The following is a 15,097-nucleotide window of genomic DNA, read 5'->3' as shown; positions in this document are numbered from 1 at the left end:
GGCGCAGGTTCAGAACCGCAGCGACAGACAGGACATGCCGCCATCCAGTTTGGCGCATTCGCTGTTGTCGATTTCCACAACCTCGAATCCGGCCTTGTCCAGAGTCTCGGCGGTTTTCGGGAATCCAGCGGGCATCAGCACCAGCTTGTTGAACCGGATCGAGTTGGCGGCGGCCTCTTCTCCCGGGGCCGTGTGGATCACATGGTAGCCGTCGAAGCATCCCGAGGCATCAAGCCGCTCGGTCGCCAGGATGGTTTCGCCATCCAGGAGGGAACAGTCGGTCTTGAAATGCAGCACGCCGGGCGGGGTAAAGACCTCGCGCAGGGTATAGCCCCAATCGCTGACGATATCGGCCAGTTCGGCCACACCGGCGGCATCGGTCCGGTCCGAGCGGCCCACAAGTATCTCGCGCCCGGTGACGAGGATATCGCCGCCCTCGATATGACCGGGGCCGGTGATTTCGCGCAGCTCGGCGTAACAGGCGCGCAGGGCCGGGGCCATCTCGGCCACCTCGCCCATGCGGCTGGGGGCGCCGGGGCGCATCAGCACTGCGCCCTTGGGCAGGCAAAGCGCGGTATCCTCGACAAACAGCGCGTCGGGATAGGCATCGATCGGGGGCAGTTCGATCACTTCGGCACCGGTGCTTTTCAGGGTGGCGACGTAATGGTCATGCGCCTTTTGCATGCGGGCCAGATCGGGGGTGCCGATATCCTCGGCCCTGAGCCCATCGATAACGCTGGGGGCCGGGCGGCGGGTGATGGCGCGGGTGAATTCATAGGTCGGGTCGGTCATGGCGGATCAATCCTGTTCCGGCGCATAGGGCGCGTCGATTTCGATGAGCTTGGGACCGGCATGGCGCCGAGCCTCAGTCAGGGCGGTGGCAAAGCCGGCCGGGTCACCGGCGGCGCAGGTGGCGTAGGGCATGCCACAGGCGGCGGCGATGGCGGCGAAATCGGGCGGGGTGGGATCGCAACCCACCACCTCGACACCCACCGCGCGCATCGACATGTCGATCTCGCGATAACCGCGGCTGTTCCAGATCACGAAGGTGATGGGCAGGTTTTCGTCGCGGGCGACCATCAGCTCAGCCAGGCTGAATTGCGCCCCGCCATCGCCCGTGACACAGATCACCGGGGTCTCGGGGGCGGCAATGGCGGCGCCGATGGCGGCGGGAATGCCATAGCCTAGGGCGCCAAACCCGGTGGCGGCGTTGAACCAGCCGCCGGGGCGGTCGTGGTCGTAAACAAGGTTCCCGGCATAGATCGGCTGGGTTGAATCCCCGACCATCAGCGCGCCGGGCACGGCATCACGCGCGGCCTCCAGCATCTCGACCATGCTGCGCATATAGGGGCTGATCTCGTCCAGAGCCGCCTGCCGCGCGGAGCTGGATCGGGCGACGCCGTCGTGGTTGCGCGCGCCCTCGGGCAGCCGGGCCAACAGCCCCGCCACGGCGGCACCCGCGTCGCCCCGGATCGTCAGGTCGGCGGGGTGGCGGGCAAGCTGAGCGTCGCAGATGTCGATGCGGATCAGCCCCGCCATCTGTGGCATGGTGCCGGTGGCATACATGTCGTAATCGGTCGGGCCCAGCTCGGTCCCGATTGCCAGCACCCGGTCGGCGCCTGCAATCAGGGCGCGCACCGCGTCAAGGCTGGGGCTGGCGGCCACCGTCAGGGGATGGCCATGCATCAGCCCGCGCGCGTTGACCGTCTGCACCACCGGCGCATCCAGCCGCTCGGCCAGGGCCTGTACAGCCGCTTCAATGCCCTTCGCCCCGCCTCCGATCAGGATCACCGGGCGTCGCGCGGCGTCGAGCCGCGCGGCAGCAGTGTCGAGCAGCGTGGCCTCTGGTTCATCGGGCTTTGCAGGGTCAGCGGCGGGCAGGGCACCGTCGAAATCGATCCCGGCCACATCTAGCGGTACCTCGATATGACAGGGACCGCCGCGACCTGTTGCGAGCCGGTCAAACACCGATCCCAATGCCGGGGCCAGCTGATCCATCTGCGAGATGCGATGCGCCTCCAGCGCCACCTGCGAGACCAGCCCCAGCTGGTCGGGCAATTCGTGCAGATGCCCCATGCCGCGCCCCAGGCTGACGCGCGTGTTCACGCCCGAAACCACCAGCATCGGCACGCTGTCGGCGCGGGCCTGTCCCATCGCGGTCAGCGTGTTGGTCACCCCCGGTCCGGTGATGACAAAGGCCACACCGGGCCGCCCCGAGACCCGGGCATAGCCATCGGCCATGAACCCGGCGCCCTGTTCGTGGCGGGGGGTGACATGGCGGATACCCGAAGCGGCCAGCCCGCGATACATCTCGATCGTGTGCACGCCGGGAATGCCGAACACGCATGTCACGCCGCGTGCGGAAAGACCGGCCACCAGTGCCTCTCCCACAGTTGTCATCAGGCGTCCTCTCTCTGAAACTCTGCCGCATGGGCAGCGATGCGCTCGCAGGCGGTGTCAAAGGCCACGTCCCCGGCGGTCAGGGCCACCCGAACCCAGCCGTCGATCGTGTCGCCGAACGAGGCGCCCGGCATCACCGCCACCCCGGCATGATCCAGCAGATGTTCGGCATAGGCCTCGCCCGTCATGCCGGTGCCGGTGACATCGATCATCGCGAACATGCCGGCCTGCGGTTTCAGAACGCGCAGGCAGGTCTGCCCGTTGAGCCGCTCGGCCAGTCGGTCCGCCCGCGCGGCGAAACGCGTCCGCATGCCCGGTGCGACCGAGGATCCGTTGCGCACCGCCACCTCGGTCATGTCGGCGATAAAGGGCTGGTTGCCGAAGAGCATGGTTTCCGACAACGGCAGCAGCGCGGCGGTAAACACCTCGGGTCCGATGCACCAGCCACTGCGAAAGCCGGGCGCGGCGTGGGATTTGGAGATTGATGAGACCACGATCACCCGGTCGGCCAGATCGGACTGGGCCAGCGGCGAGGTAAAGCCTTGCCCGTCGAACACCAGCTGCTCGTAAACCTCGTCCGAGATGATCCACAGATCATGCTTGCGGGCGAGGTCGCCAATTGCGGCGATATCCTCGGGCGTCAGGATGGCGCCGGTGGGGTTGTGGGGCGTGGTGAGCAGGATCGTACGGCTGCGCGGCGTGATGCGCGCGGCGATATCGTCGGCTGAAATGCGAAACCCGTTTTCGGGCCGCAGCGGCACCGGTACCAGATCGGCACCAGTGGCGCGGATCACGCCGGCATAGGTGGCATACATGGGATCGCCCACCAGCACCTCGGCGCCTTCCTCGGCCACGCCCATCAGCACCGCGTAAAGCGCGGTCTGGGTGCCCGGAAAACACATGACCTGCGCGTCCGAAATCGCCCGCCCGGTGCTGGCGCTATAGCGTTCGGCGAGCGCCGCGCGCAGGCCCGGCTCGCCCGCACCATCGGAATAGGTGGTGCGCCCGGCGCGCATTGCGGCCTCGGCCACATCCATCAGCTCGGTCGGTGGCGGCACGTCGGGTTCGCCGATGGTCAGGCTGATCACATCGGCGCCCTTGGCGATCATCGCCTTGGCGCGCAGGTAGATGCCCCATTTGGCGCCACCCAGATCGGCCAGGCGGCGGGTAATGGCGGTTGTTTTCATGCCTCTTCTCCCGGATCGTTCAGGGTCAGTCCCAGAATGGCGCCGACCGACGTCAGGCCGATGTTCACAAGTTCGCCCGGATCAAAGGCATCGGGCAGCGCGCCGCCCTCCAGCCAGAGCCCGTCGATGACGGCGTTACAGGCGATGGCCAGCGCGCGCAGTTGCTCGGGTGAGGGCACTTCGCCCGCTTCCTCCAGCGCCGGGGCGATCAGCGCCTGCAGGCGGTCGCGGAAATCGTAATAGGTACGGCTGTGCACCTCGGCCATGCGCGGATCGCGCTGCACCATGGTGAGGAACCCGGCCCACAGACCCACCGCCTGCGGGCTGCTGACCGGCGGGGTCAGGCTGGCGCGCACGATTCGAGCAAGTTGCCGCGCCGCCGGTTCGCCCGCCTGCCGGGGGCCTTCCATCGTGGCATCGGTCAGATGACTCATATGCGCCTGATAGGCGGCATAGATCAGCTCGTCCTTGCCATCGAAATAGTGCCGGATCAGGCCCAGTGTCACGCCCGCCTCGTCCGCGATGCCACGCACGGTGGCTGCCTGTACACCCTTGCGCCCGATCAGGGTCAGCGTCGCCCGGATAAGCGCCTCGCGCCGGTGTTCGGCGGATTCGCGGGTAAAGCTGCGGCGTGGGCTGTCCAAGGGTGGGGCCTCCTGCGGGGTGAAAAGCGGGCTTGATTTGCGTCGCTCATATTGTTATACAGTTGTATAAATATAAGCAGAGCCGGGCCGAAAAGGCAACCGGAAAGTCAGGGGGATCGCGTGACAGCAACGCAGGAACTGACGCCCGACGCGGGGGCTGCCAGCGATTTGGCGGGGACATTGCTGATCGAGGATCTTCACAAATCCTTCGGCGATCTCGAAGTGCTCAAGGGCGTGTCGCTGACCGCCAACCGGGGGGATGTGATCGCGATCATTGGTGGCTCTGGCTCGGGCAAGTCGACCATGTTGCGCTGCATCAACTTTCTGGAAACCCCCAGTTCGGGCCGGATCGTGATCGGCGGCGAGGAAATCCGCATGCGCGCCGATGGCACCGCTGCCGACCGCAAGCAGTTGGAGCGGGTGCGCACCCGGCTGGCGATGGTGTTCCAGTCGTTCAACCTGTGGACCCACCGCACCCTGCTGGAAAACGTGATCGAAGTGCCCGTGCATGTGCTGAAAGTGCCGCGCGCGCAGGCGATCGAAAAGGCGCGCGCCCTGCTTGCGCGCGTGGGCCTGGCCGAGAAAGAGGAAACCTATCCGCTGTTCCTCTCCGGCGGTCAGCAGCAACGCGCAGCCATCGCGCGCGCGCTGGCGGTGGACCCGGCGGTGATGCTGTTTGACGAGCCGACCTCGGCGCTGGACCCCGAACTGGTGGGTGAGGTGCTGGGCGTGATGCGTGATCTGGCCGCCGAGGGGCGCACCATGCTGGTGGTCACGCATGAGATGAACTTTGCCCGCGAGGTCGCGGACCATGTGGTGTATCTTTATCAGGGCCGGATCGAGGAACAGGGACCACCCGACCAGATCTTTGGCAATCCGCAATCCGAGCGGCTGAAACAGTTTCTGAAATCCATCAACTGAACCCCAAGAATGAAAAACAGGGAGACCAACATATGAAACTCAAGACATCGCTGCTGGCCGGTCTGGCCGCATTGGCCCTGGGCGCGGGCGCCGCGGCCGCCGAAGAGGTCAAGATCGGCATCGCGGCCGAACCTTATCCGCCCTTCGCCTCGCCCGATTCCGCCGGCAACTGGGTCGGCTGGGAGGTCGAGGTGATCGACGCCGTCTGCAAGGCGGCCGCACTGGATTGCGTGCTGACACCCGTCGCATGGGACGGCATCATCCCCTCGCTGACCGGCAAGCAGATCGACGCCATCATGGCCTCGATGTCGATCACCGAAGAGCGGATGCAGACCATCGACTTCTCGAATCCCTATTACAACACGCCCGCCGTGATCGTGGCCGACAAATCGCTGGATATTGATGCGTCGCCCGCCTCGCTGGCTGGCAAGATCATCGGTGTGCAGGCATCGACCATCCACCAGGCCTATGCCAACGCGTATTTCGGCGATGCGGAAATTCGTGTCTACCAGACCCAGGACGAGGCCAATCAGGACCTTTATGCCGGTCGCATCGACGCGACCCAGGCCGACAGCATCGCCATGGCCGATTTTGTTGCCACCGATGCGGGCCAGTGCTGCGAGATCAAGGGCAACGTCGCCAATGACGAAGCGATCCTGGGCAAGGGCGTTGGCGCCGGAGTGCGCAAGGGCGACGATGCGCTGCGCGAGGCGCTGAACAAGGGCATCGCCGCGATCCTCGCCGATGGCACGCACGAGGCGATCACCGCGCGTTACTTCACCGCGCCCATCTACAGCGAATAATCGCAGTCGATGGAGGGGCTTCTGGACCTGCTCGGCCTGGCGAAAAGCGCCGAGCTGTTGTCGCTGTCGCCGCCGGGCTGGGGGATGAACCTGCTGCGCGGTCTGGGCAAATCGCTCCAGATCGCGTTCGGGGCCTTTGGTTTCGGTCTGGTGATCGGGCTGTTCGGAGCCTATGGCAAGCTTTATGGCGGGCCGGTCATTCGTGACCTGCTCGCCATTTACACCACCGTTGTCCGGGCGGTGCCCGAACTGGTGCTGATCCTCATTCTCTATTTCGTCGGCACCGACCTGATAAACCGGGCGTCCGAGGCGCTGGGATATGGCCGGGTCGAGATCAGCGGCGTTGCCGCCGGTATCTGGGTGCTGGGCGTGGTGCAGGGCGCCTATTCGACCGAGGTGCTGCGCGGCGCCATCCTGGCGGTGCCGCAGGGCCAGATCGAGGCGGCGCGCGCGTTTGGCATGCCGCCGGTGATGCTGATGCGGCGGGTGACCATTCCGGCGATGCTGTCCTTTGCCCTGCCGGGGCTGGCGAACCTGTGGCTGATCGCCACCAAGGATACCGCGCTGTTGGCGGTTGTGGGCTTTAGCGAGCTGACACTGGAAACCCGGCAGGCGGCGTCGAGCACGCGGGCCTATTTCACCTTTTTCCTCGCCGCGGGCGCGCTCTACCTGATGGTGACGCTGATGTCGTCCGCGCTGTTCCAGCTGCTTGAGCGGCGGTCGCGGCGCGGGCAGCCCTCTCTCAAGGGGGCGGGCCGATGATGCGGTTGATCCGTCCAATGCTGATGCCGCACCGGCTGGTGCTGATTGCTCTGGCCGTGGCGCTGGCGGTCTGGTGCGCCCTGACGCTGCGCTGGGATTGGCTGCCGAAGTATCTGCCGCTCGCGATGGAGGGGCTGTGGCGCACGGTCTGGCTGCTGGTGGCAAGTACATTCCTGGGTTTCCTGCTGGCGGTTCCGCTGGGCTTTGCCCAGGCGGTGGGGCCTTGGTATCTTGCCGTTCCGGCGCGGGTGTTCTGCACCCTGATCCGGGGCACGCCGCTGCTCTTGCAGATATGGCTGCTCTACTATGGGCTGGGGTCGGTCTTTCCCCAGATCGACGGCATTCGCGACAGCGTTCTGTGGCCCTATCTGCGGCAGGCCTGGCCCTATGCGCTGCTGGCGCTGACGCTGTCCTTTGCCGGGTACGAGGGTGAGGTGATGCGCGGGGCCTTCTCGGGCGTCAACCGAGGCCAACTGGAGGCCGCGCGCTCGTTCGGGATGCCTCGTTTCACCCTTTTCCGTCGCATCTGGCTGCCACAGGCGATCAACAACGTGCTGCCGACGCTGGGGGGTGAGACCATCCTGCAACTGAAGGCAACGCCGCTGGTGGCGACGATCACGGTGGTCGAGATCTTCGCGGTGTCGTCGCGGGTACGGCAGGACACGTTCGTGATCTACGAACCGCTCCTGTTGCTGGCGCTGGTCTATATGGTCATCGCGGGGCTGATCGCGCTGGCGTTTCGTTGGCTGGAAAACCGGGTGCCGACGCGTCGACCGGGGAACTGATCGCGCATCGCGACACGTTGCCCATCGCAAACCCATGGTGTAGGTCTGTCCCGATCTATCGAACAGGCACCCGTGACGATGAGCCGTATTTCTCATATCGAGCTGGATGACAGCAACCTTCCCCCGCCCACGCCCGAGATCGAGCAGGAGCGCAAAGTCGCGATCTATGATCTGCTGGAGGAGAACAGCTTTGCCCTTCCGGCACGCGACGACCGCGTGGTGCCAGACGGACCCTACCGGGTGAACCTGTCGATCCGCGACAAGCGGCTGGTCTTTGATATCCAGACCGAGGACGAAGAGAAGGCGGCAGAATTCCACCTGTCGCTGGGTCCATTCCGCCAGGTGGTCAAGGATTACTTCCAGATCTGCGAAAGCTATTTCAACGCGGTCAAGACCCTGCCGCCCAGCCAGATCGAGACCATCGACATGGCCCGGCGCGGCATCCACAACGAGGGCAGCCGGGTGTTGCAGGAACGGCTGGAGGGCAAGGCCGAGATCGACACCGACACCGCGCGCCGCCTGTTCACCCTGATATGCGTTTTGCATTTCGGGGGCTGAATGGTGCATCCGCTTCCGCAGTCGGTCCTGTTTTGCTGCGACCACAACGCGGTCCGCTCGCCCATGGCGGAAGGCATCATGAAGAAATTCTATGGCACCGGCACCTATGTGCAATCTGCCGGTGTTCATAACGACATGGAAATCGACGGGTTCTGCATCGCCGTCTGCCAGGAGATCGACGTCGAACTGGCGCGCCACCGGTCGCGATCCTTCGACATGATGCAGGAATGGGGTGACGACCTCAGCTCTTTCGATCTGGTGGTGGCGCTGTCGCCCGCCAGCCAGCGCCGGGCGCTGGAACTGACCCGTTTTTTTCACCTCGATGTCGAATATTGGCCAATTATGGACCCTACCGGACTGGGTGAGACGCGGGCGGAGAAGCTACACCACTATCGTCAGACCCGCGATCAGATCATCAAACATCTGAAAGAGCGCTGGGGAGAGCCAACGGAGAGATCATGAGCGAGACCGTCAAACGCTATTTCGACGCCTTCAACGCAGGCGATGTACAGGGCATGCTGGACTGCCTGTCCGACGACGTGGCCCATCACGTGAACGAGGGGCAAATCCGAGTTGGCAAAGAGAAATTCGCCGAATTCTGCGCCCATATGAACCGCTGCTACAAAGAGTTGTTGACCGACATCGTCGTGTTTGAGGCCGAGGGCGGCACCCGCGCGGCGGCGGAGTTCATCGTCAACGGGACCTATCTGCAAACCGATTCCGGCCTGCTCGAGGCGCATGGCCAGACCTATCGCCTGCCTGCGGGGTCGTTCTTTACGCTGACGGGTGACAAGATCTCGCGGGTGACAACCTTCTACAACCTGGCCGATTGGGTGAAACAGGTCTCGAATGGCTGAGGTGACCGAGGTTCGGGTGCTGACCGGCGCGGCGCTGAACGCCGCGCTGGAAGATGTCGCCCGGCTGCGGATCACGGTGTTCCGCGCCTGGCCCTATCTCTATGACGGCGACCTGGACTATGAGCGGGACTATCTGCAGGCCTATCGCAACAGCGACCGGGCCATCGTGGTCGGCGCCTTTGACAGCGACCGGCTGATCGGTGCCTCGACCGGCATGCCGCTGGCCGATCATGCCGACGATTTCGCCGCCGCCTTTGCCGATAGCGGGTTGGCGCTGGAGCAGGTGTTCTACTGCGCCGAATCCGTGCTGTTGCCCGAATATCGCGGCCATGGTGTCGGGCATCGGTTCTTTGACCTGCGCGAGGACCATGCCCGCGCGTTGGGATTTACGAAATGCGCCTTTTGCGGCGTGCAGCGCCCCGCCGATCACCCGCTGAAGCCCGACAGCTATCGCCCGCTCGACGCGTTCTGGCGCGCGCGGGGGTACGAGAAACTGCCTGGAGCGGTGGCGCATTTCAGCTGGAAAGACCTGGATCAGGACCACGAGACCGACAAGCCGCTGCAATTCTGGATACGGGATCTCTGATCCAATGCCCTGGAAGGTTGACATATGAAAATCGCCACCGCCGCCTATCCGCTCGACTGGCTCGACAGCTGGGCGCAATACGAGGACAAGCTGGCCCATTGGGTATCCGAGTCCGCCGGACAAGGGGCCGACCTGCTGGTCTTCCCTGAATACGGCGCCATGGAGCTGAGCACGTTGGCCGGGCCTGCGGTCGCTGCCGACCTCGAAGGGTCGATCCGCGCGGTCAACGAGCGGATGGAAGACGCCGCCGCCCTGCATTTGAAACTGGCCGCTGAACATGGCGTGCATATCCTGGGTGCGTCGGCGCCGGTTGATCCCGGTGCAGGTCGTCCGGTGAACCGGGCGGAACTCTACACGCCCGACGGCGGACGTGACCATCAGGACAAACAGATCATGACCCGGTTCGAGCGCGAGGATTGGGACATCGCACCCGGCGGGCCGCTGAAACTGTTTGATACCGCTCTGGGCCGGATCGGTATTCTGATCTGTTATGACAGCGAGTTTCCCCTGCTGGGCCGTGCTCTGTCCGAGGCCGATATCCTGCTGGTCCCGTCCTGTACCGAGGCATTGGCGGGATACAGCCGGGTGCGGATCGGCGCGATGGCGCGGGCTCTGGAAAACCAATGCGTGACCGTCATGTCCTCGCTTGTGGGTGACAACGATTGGTCCGAGGCGGTGGACCGCAATACCGGCATGGGCGGCATATTCGGCCCGCCTGACAAGGGTTTTCCCGGCACCGGCATTCTGGCCGAAGGGCAGATGAACCGGCCTGGATGGACCTATGCCGAGGTCGACCTGTCAGCCATCGCCCATGTACGTGCCGATGGCGGTGTCCTGAACCGTAGCCATTGGGTCGAACAGGACGGGCGGGTCGGTTCGGTCACAAACTCTTGCCTGCGCGCAAAAGCACCCTTGAATTAGGGGGGAAATGAGCGCATTTAAGCGCCAGTGCCTGCGGATTCCGCGGGCTAAACGCAATGATGGAGACAACATGGCCAAGGAAGATACGCTCGAATTTCCCGGTGTCGTGAAGGAACTCCTGCCCAATGCGACGTTCCGGGTCGAGCTTGAAAACGGCCATGAGATCATCGCGCATACGGCAGGCAAGATGCGCAAGAACCGCATCCGAGTTCTGGCTGGCGACAAGGTGCAGGTCGAGATGACCCCCTATGATCTGACCAAGGGTCGGATCAACTACCGCTTCAAGTAACGCCTTTCGCATGGCGTTCATTCTCGGATCGGGCAGCCCAAGGCGGCTGGACCTGCTGGCGCAGCTTGGCATCACGCCAGATGCCGTGCGCCCACCCGAGATCGACGAGACTCCGGCCAAGGGCGAGTTGCCCCGCGCTTATTGCACCCGCATCACCCGTGAGAAGGTGGCCGCCGTCGAGGCCGGGCCGGACGATATCGTGCTTTGCGCCGATACAACCGTCGCGCTTGGCCGTCGTATCCTAGGCAAACCGGCAGACGCGGGAGAGGCGGCCGAGTTCCTGCATGCGCTGTCCGGGCGCCGGCATCGCGTGATCACCGCTGTGGCGGTCCGACGTGGCGACCGCCTGTGGGAGCGGGACGTGGTGAGCCAGGTCAAGGTCAAGCGCCTCTCGGATGTCGAGGTGAATAGATATCTCGCCACCGGCGATTGGAAGGGCAAGGCAGGGGCTTATGCCATTCAGGGCCCGGCGGGCGCGCTCGTTCCCTGGATCTCGGGCTCGTTCAGCGCAATCGTCGGGCTGCCCCTGGCCGAAACCGCCGCCCTGCTGGCTGCTGCGGGTCATCCCAAATTCAAAGGTGACATATGAAGGGCCGTACCATTGTTCTGGACCATGTCGCAGGTCGCGAGGCCGCGGCCCTGATGGTCGATGGCCAGCTGGACGATTTCCTGATCGCCAGCGATGCGCCGCCCCCCGGAACCATCTATCGCGCCCGCGCCGATCGACCGGTCAAGGGGCAGGGCGGCATGTTCCTGACTACCCCCGATGGCCCGGCCTTTCTGCGCCAGGTCAAGGGGCTGGCCCCCGGTGCCCATCTGCTGGTGCAGGTCACCGGCTATGCGGAGCCGGGCAAGGCGATACCGGTTACGGCTAAGCTATTGTTTAAAAGTCGCTATTCCATCGTCACGCCCGAGGCGCCGGGGCTGAATCTATCGCGTAGCATCCGCGATGAGGCCGAGCGAGACCGCCTGTTGGAAATCGCTCATGATGTGATGGAGGGCCATGGCTTTGGCCTGATCCTGCGCTCGTCTTGTGCCGAGGTCGCGGCCGAGGTGATTGCCGAGGATATCGAGGCGATGATCTCTCAGGCCCGGCAGGTGCTGGAGGATGACGGCAAAGGTTGCGAGACCCTGATCGAAGGCGACGGACCGCATGTTCTGGCCTGGCGCGACTGGACCGATCCGGCCGAAGTGGTGACCGAGGCGGGCGGGTTCGAGGATCATGGCGTGCTCGACGCGCTGGAGCAGGTGCGCGGCATCGCCGAGCCACTGCCGGGCGGCGGCCACCTCTATATCCAGCCCACCCGCGCGCTTGTGGCGGTGGATGTGAATACCGGCAGCGATACCTCGCTGGCGGCGGGTCAAAAGGCCAATTTTGCCTGCGCGAAACTGCTGCCGCGCGCCCTGCGCGTGCGGGGCTTGGGCGGCCAGATCACGCTGGATCTGGCGCCTATGGCCAAGAAGGACAGGCGCGGGTTCGAAGCCGCCCTGCGGGCCGCGTTGAAGGCCGATAGCGTAGAGACGACCCTAGCGGGCTGGACCCCTCTGGGCCATTACGAGCTTCAACGCAAGCGCGGCCGGGTGCCGGTGTCGGAGGCGCTGTCATGAGTTGCCCGATCTGCGGGTCCGAGACCGTTCCCGCCTATCGTCCCTTCTGCTCGAAACGATGTGCCGACCTTGATCTGGCCAAGTGGCTGAACGGGTCCTACGCGATCCCGTCTTCGTCTGAAGAGGAAGACGAAGCCCTTGGTGACGAGGCCGAAACTCAGGCCAAGCTGCGGCACTGAAAAAACTTGAAAAAGCCTCTGGACACCGCCTCAGCCACGTCCTAGAAGGCCTCCACCCAGCGGCAGACGCCGTTCCCGTGCCCGGGTAGCTCAGGGGTAGAGCAGTGGATTGAAAATCCTCGTGTCGGTGGTTCGATTCCGCCCCCGGGCACCACTAAAGCCGAATAAAATCAAGCATCTACCGTATCGTACGTAGAGCCGTTAGTCTGCGCAACTTGACGTGGGTATCATTTGGGTAGCATTGCTCGATGAATTTGAGTTCGTCCCACCTTGGTATTTTTGCTAGATGCGCTTGCCTGTGCTGCTACAATGGACGGAAAGCATAGGACGCCAGCTTGCTAGAAGACGCTATCGACGAGTTCTATTCGTCCCCAATGGACCTACAGGTGCTTCATAAGTTCCTGACGGCTTGTATGGACGATGGAGGCAATACGGCGATTGAACACGTTCGACGGCTGTTTGCTGACGACTATGGTGGTCATACATACAAGTGGGAGTTCAAAGAACCTGCAGGAACTGCACTGCTTGCATGGGGAGATGCAGGCGTGGAGGAACTGAAACGCGTTTTCTCGGAGAGTGAAAGCTACGCCAATCGTACATTAGTTTTTGATATCCTATCGGCAGCGGCGGCGGGAAAGGGACCGACGAGGATAGAACTAGGCGCTTCGACAGATCTCTGGGACCAGATAACGGTTTCAGGTGAATTGCCGTCTGCTGTCAAGCAAGCAGCACGAAGGGCTTTAGTTGACTTGGTGCTTTCTGTGGAAGCCATAGATGACGTTGCTAGTCTGATCGGTGGAGTACTTCAAAAACAAAGCTTCAGGGACGATGGTGCTGCCGTCGAGCTTATCCGATCAGCATCAAGTCGATGGCTTGCAATTGGTGATCGTGTATTGAAAGACTTCCGCGAACTCATCACAACTTGCCCAAATGATGAACCTGCTTTTCAGCGTTTCTTAGAGACCAACCCTCAGCTATTGGATCCAATGGCAATTGAGGTATGGCCGGAACCGAACTTGTTTGGCTCTCGAAAGCCTGACTTCGTTGTAAAGCGTTCGGACGGAAGTTATCTGGTTGTTGAAATCGAATGCCCTGCGAAAACGCTTATTACTCGGGCTGGACACCCTTCTGCAGAAGTCACCCACGCCGAACATCAAGTAACAGACTACCGGAATTACATGCTCAGTCATATCGGAACTGTGAAAAATGTCTTTTCGGGATTTTCTGATCCAGACTGTTTGGTTGTCGTCGGTTTGGAAAGCACTTTGACACCCGAGCAAAAGGCGACCTTGTCGGCACTCAATGGTGCCCGCCATCGGGTAAAAGTCGTTGGATTTGACTGGTTGCTTGAACGAGCGGAGAGAATATCCAAGAACGTCTCCGAGCACGGCGTGGTAGTAAGCGTTCAGCGCATGACATAGCCCGCATATGTGGCTGAGCGCATGAAACTTGAACTTGCTCTTGAAAGCGTATCGTAGAAGGCAGACATTCAACCGACAGATGAGGTTGAACGACAGTGTTTCACGCGAGCGAGGATAGCCTAGACGACCTATTGAGAACTGTTTTCAAGCAGCTACTATCAGGGCGTGGGAATTTTGAGGTCGACTCCAACAAGGGTAGAAGCACCGAGGTGTTCGGCGCGCTCTTGGAGCTTAAGAACCCGCGCGCGCGGCTGAGCAGGTCGTTTTCGAAAGCTAAAGCCTTCAGTCCACTCGGCGAGTTATTTTGGTACTTGGCAGGCAGTGATAGCGTCGAGTTCATCAAACACTACATCCCCAATTACCCGAAGCTGATTAAAGATGAAGTAACGGCGAATGGGGCCTACGGACCAAGAATTTTCGGCGATATGGCATCTGAAAAGCGAGACGAAACGAGTCAGTGGGATCGGGTGATCCGCACTCTCCGGGAAAGAGAAGGCTCGCGCAACGCACTTATCCAGATTTACGCCAACTCCGATGCAAAGCCGAAGAACGGAGACAAGCCATGCACCTGCACCATTCAGTTCGCGGTCAGGAACGGGCAGTTGTTGATGCACACGCATATGCGTTCCAATGATGCATTCTTCGGGCTTCCCCATGACATTTTTACATTTACAATGCTGCAAGAGATAGCGGCTCGTGAACTTGGCTACGGATTGGGAAGGTACACGCACTCAGTGACAAGTTTACATCTATACCATGACAGCGCAGCAACGAAAGATCGTCCTGCGAACACTTCAACGTCCGGTGCTGAGGCCTATTATCGAGAAGGCTTTCATGAATCTCGCCCAATGCCTGAGATGCCCTCGGGAAACCCTTGGCCGGACATCGAACAGGTGAAGATCGCCGAGCGGGAAATTAGGGGCGGAAACATTGAATATACCGCGCCGACAGACCTCGCGCGGTACTGGAAGGACTTCATTGAACTTTTTAGAATTCACAAGATGTTTGAAGACATGCGGAAACGCGGCGATGACCTTACAACTGAAAGACCCGAGTTGCGCCGAATTGTGAAGACAATGAAGGAAATTTCGCCGATCTACGAAATATATATTCGCGACAAGCTGCAGAGAAAGCAATCGCCCGTTCGAGACCTATTCGAGAACGCAGGTTAAGGTG

Annotated in this window: 19 protein-coding genes and 1 tRNA gene; 16 read left to right on the top strand and 4 right to left on the bottom strand. The window is 62.3% G+C overall.

The genetic code is table 11. From position 1 onward, the window contains the following. Positions 1-9: 9 nt before the first annotated feature. Genes AC2FL1_RS13180 through AC2FL1_RS13165 form a run of 4 tightly spaced genes read right to left on the bottom strand, consistent with a single transcriptional unit; the run spans position 10 to position 4,231 of the window. Entirely contained in the window at positions 10-792 is a 783-nt protein-coding gene (locus AC2FL1_RS13180) for a dimethylarginine dimethylaminohydrolase family protein (protein WP_496877243.1), read from the bottom strand. 6 nt (positions 793-798) lie between these two features. Beyond that, positions 799-2,400: a 5-guanidino-2-oxopentanoate decarboxylase gene (locus AC2FL1_RS13175; protein ID WP_496877242.1), complete on the bottom strand. Its 1,602-nt coding sequence runs from the start codon at positions 2,398-2,400 to the stop codon at positions 799-801. Beyond that, positions 2,400-3,587 carry a pyridoxal phosphate-dependent aminotransferase gene (locus tag AC2FL1_RS13170; RefSeq protein WP_496877241.1) on the bottom strand — a complete coding sequence of 396 codons (1,188 nt, stop codon included), beginning with the start codon at positions 3,585-3,587 and terminating at the stop codon, positions 2,400-2,402. Before AC2FL1_RS13170 ends, AC2FL1_RS13175 begins: the two co-directional genes overlap by 1 nt. After that, positions 3,584-4,231, bottom strand: a complete 648-nt coding sequence (locus AC2FL1_RS13165) for a TetR/AcrR family transcriptional regulator (protein ID WP_496877240.1) — start codon at positions 4,229-4,231, stop codon at positions 3,584-3,586. The genes AC2FL1_RS13170 and AC2FL1_RS13165 overlap by 4 nt, the downstream gene beginning before the upstream one ends. A gap of 138 nt (positions 4,232-4,369) precedes the next feature. Here AC2FL1_RS13165 and AC2FL1_RS13160 point away from each other — a divergent pair, with 138 nt between their 5' ends. The 16 genes from AC2FL1_RS13160 to AC2FL1_RS13085 all read left to right on the top strand — a co-directional run bounded on the left by AC2FL1_RS13160 (position 4,370) and on the right by AC2FL1_RS13085 (position 15,093). Then, a complete protein-coding gene (locus tag AC2FL1_RS13160) occupies positions 4,370-5,152 on the top strand; it encodes an ABC transporter ATP-binding protein (RefSeq protein WP_496877273.1) in 783 nt (260 codons plus the stop codon). 32 nt (positions 5,153-5,184) lie between these two features. Further along, the gene (locus tag AC2FL1_RS13155) at positions 5,185-5,955 is read left to right on the top strand and encodes a transporter substrate-binding domain-containing protein (protein WP_496877239.1); all 771 of its coding nucleotides are present in this window, start codon (positions 5,185-5,187) and stop codon (positions 5,953-5,955) included. A 9-nt stretch (positions 5,956-5,964) separates the two neighbouring features. Beyond that, positions 5,965-6,717 carry an ABC transporter permease gene (locus AC2FL1_RS13150; protein WP_234140126.1) on the top strand — a complete coding sequence of 251 codons (753 nt, stop codon included), beginning with the start codon at positions 5,965-5,967 and terminating at the stop codon, positions 6,715-6,717. Next, on the top strand, positions 6,714-7,502 hold the full coding sequence (locus tag AC2FL1_RS13145; protein WP_496827078.1) for an ABC transporter permease: 789 nt from the start codon (positions 6,714-6,716) through the stop codon (positions 7,500-7,502). The genes AC2FL1_RS13150 and AC2FL1_RS13145 overlap by 4 nt, the downstream gene beginning before the upstream one ends. A gap of 78 nt (positions 7,503-7,580) precedes the next feature. Further along, complete coding sequence (locus AC2FL1_RS13140) at positions 7,581-8,060, top strand: UPF0262 family protein (protein ID WP_496827080.1); 480 nt, start codon at positions 7,581-7,583, stop codon at positions 8,058-8,060. A 3-nt stretch (positions 8,061-8,063) separates the two neighbouring features. Further along, entirely contained in the window at positions 8,064-8,522 is a 459-nt protein-coding gene (locus AC2FL1_RS13135; RefSeq protein WP_144084117.1) for an arsenate-mycothiol transferase ArsC, read from the top strand. Then, positions 8,519-8,917, top strand: coding sequence for a nuclear transport factor 2 family protein (locus AC2FL1_RS13130; protein ID WP_496877238.1), 399 nt, complete (start codon positions 8,519-8,521; stop codon positions 8,915-8,917). Before AC2FL1_RS13135 ends, AC2FL1_RS13130 begins: the two co-directional genes overlap by 4 nt. After that, positions 8,910-9,503, top strand: a complete 594-nt coding sequence (locus AC2FL1_RS13125; RefSeq protein ID WP_496877237.1) for a GNAT family N-acetyltransferase — start codon at positions 8,910-8,912, stop codon at positions 9,501-9,503. Before AC2FL1_RS13130 ends, AC2FL1_RS13125 begins: the two co-directional genes overlap by 8 nt. A 24-nt stretch (positions 9,504-9,527) precedes the next feature. Further along, positions 9,528-10,424, top strand: a complete 897-nt coding sequence (locus AC2FL1_RS13120; RefSeq protein WP_496877236.1) for a carbon-nitrogen hydrolase family protein — start codon at positions 9,528-9,530, stop codon at positions 10,422-10,424. Between the two features lie 70 nt (positions 10,425-10,494). Next, positions 10,495-10,713, top strand: a complete 219-nt coding sequence (gene infA, locus AC2FL1_RS13115; RefSeq protein ID WP_005978431.1) for a translation initiation factor IF-1 — start codon at positions 10,495-10,497, stop codon at positions 10,711-10,713. A gap of 10 nt (positions 10,714-10,723) precedes the next feature. After that, a complete protein-coding gene (locus AC2FL1_RS13110) occupies positions 10,724-11,302 on the top strand; it encodes a Maf family protein (RefSeq protein WP_496827088.1) in 579 nt (192 codons plus the stop codon). After that, positions 11,299-12,321 carry a ribonuclease E/G gene (locus AC2FL1_RS13105; protein WP_496877235.1) on the top strand — a complete coding sequence of 341 codons (1,023 nt, stop codon included), beginning with the start codon at positions 11,299-11,301 and terminating at the stop codon, positions 12,319-12,321. Before AC2FL1_RS13110 ends, AC2FL1_RS13105 begins: the two co-directional genes overlap by 4 nt. Further along, complete coding sequence (locus AC2FL1_RS13100; protein ID WP_496827092.1) at positions 12,318-12,500, top strand: DNA gyrase inhibitor YacG; 183 nt, start codon at positions 12,318-12,320, stop codon at positions 12,498-12,500. Before AC2FL1_RS13105 ends, AC2FL1_RS13100 begins: the two co-directional genes overlap by 4 nt. A gap of 79 nt (positions 12,501-12,579) precedes the next feature. Further along, positions 12,580-12,654 (top strand) — tRNA-Phe (locus AC2FL1_RS13095). A gap of 220 nt (positions 12,655-12,874) precedes the next feature. Next, positions 12,875-13,921: a Shedu anti-phage system protein SduA domain-containing protein gene (locus tag AC2FL1_RS13090; RefSeq protein WP_496877234.1), complete on the top strand. Its 1,047-nt coding sequence runs from the start codon at positions 12,875-12,877 to the stop codon at positions 13,919-13,921. Between the two features lie 209 nt (positions 13,922-14,130). After that, positions 14,131-15,093 carry a thymidylate synthase gene (locus AC2FL1_RS13085; RefSeq protein ID WP_496877233.1) on the top strand — a complete coding sequence of 321 codons (963 nt, stop codon included), beginning with the start codon at positions 14,131-14,133 and terminating at the stop codon, positions 15,091-15,093. Positions 15,094-15,097 lie beyond the last annotated feature (4 nt).

It is taken from the genome of Ruegeria sp. YKSF070 (genome assembly GCF_059612725.1).
Note: the sequence above shows the minus strand (reverse complement) of the source record. Positions and strands in the feature narration are given on the sequence as shown.

What these genes read in the sequence shown, in the direction of transcription:
- AC2FL1_RS13130 (WP_496877238.1), top strand. Translation starts at nt 8,519, where the DNA reads ATGAGCGAGACCGTCAAACGCTATTTCGACGCCTTCAACGCAGGCGAT.
- AC2FL1_RS13150 (WP_234140126.1), top strand. Translation starts at nt 5,965, where the DNA reads ATGGAGGGGCTTCTGGACCTGCTCGGCCTGGCGAAAAGCGCCGAGCTG.
- AC2FL1_RS13100 (WP_496827092.1), top strand. Translation starts at nt 12,318, where the DNA reads ATGAGTTGCCCGATCTGCGGGTCCGAGACCGTTCCCGCCTATCGTCCC.
- AC2FL1_RS13120 (WP_496877236.1), top strand. Translation starts at nt 9,528, where the DNA reads ATGAAAATCGCCACCGCCGCCTATCCGCTCGACTGGCTCGACAGCTGG.
- AC2FL1_RS13170 (WP_496877241.1), bottom strand. Translation starts at nt 3,587, where the DNA reads ATGAAAACAACCGCCATTACCCGCCGCCTGGCCGATCTGGGTGGCGCC.
- AC2FL1_RS13090 (WP_496877234.1), top strand. Translation starts at nt 12,875, where the DNA reads ATGGACCTACAGGTGCTTCATAAGTTCCTGACGGCTTGTATGGACGAT.
- AC2FL1_RS13155 (WP_496877239.1), top strand. Translation starts at nt 5,185, where the DNA reads ATGAAACTCAAGACATCGCTGCTGGCCGGTCTGGCCGCATTGGCCCTG.
- infA (WP_005978431.1), top strand. Translation starts at nt 10,495, where the DNA reads ATGGCCAAGGAAGATACGCTCGAATTTCCCGGTGTCGTGAAGGAACTC.
- AC2FL1_RS13110 (WP_496827088.1), top strand. Translation starts at nt 10,724, where the DNA reads ATGGCGTTCATTCTCGGATCGGGCAGCCCAAGGCGGCTGGACCTGCTG.
- AC2FL1_RS13175 (WP_496877242.1), bottom strand. Translation starts at nt 2,400, where the DNA reads ATGACAACTGTGGGAGAGGCACTGGTGGCCGGTCTTTCCGCACGCGGC.
- AC2FL1_RS13125 (WP_496877237.1), top strand. Translation starts at nt 8,910, where the DNA reads ATGGCTGAGGTGACCGAGGTTCGGGTGCTGACCGGCGCGGCGCTGAAC.
- AC2FL1_RS13145 (WP_496827078.1), top strand. Translation starts at nt 6,714, where the DNA reads ATGATGCGGTTGATCCGTCCAATGCTGATGCCGCACCGGCTGGTGCTG.
- AC2FL1_RS13140 (WP_496827080.1), top strand. Translation starts at nt 7,581, where the DNA reads ATGAGCCGTATTTCTCATATCGAGCTGGATGACAGCAACCTTCCCCCG.
- AC2FL1_RS13180 (WP_496877243.1), bottom strand. Translation starts at nt 792, where the DNA reads ATGACCGACCCGACCTATGAATTCACCCGCGCCATCACCCGCCGCCCG.
- AC2FL1_RS13105 (WP_496877235.1), top strand. Translation starts at nt 11,299, where the DNA reads ATGAAGGGCCGTACCATTGTTCTGGACCATGTCGCAGGTCGCGAGGCC.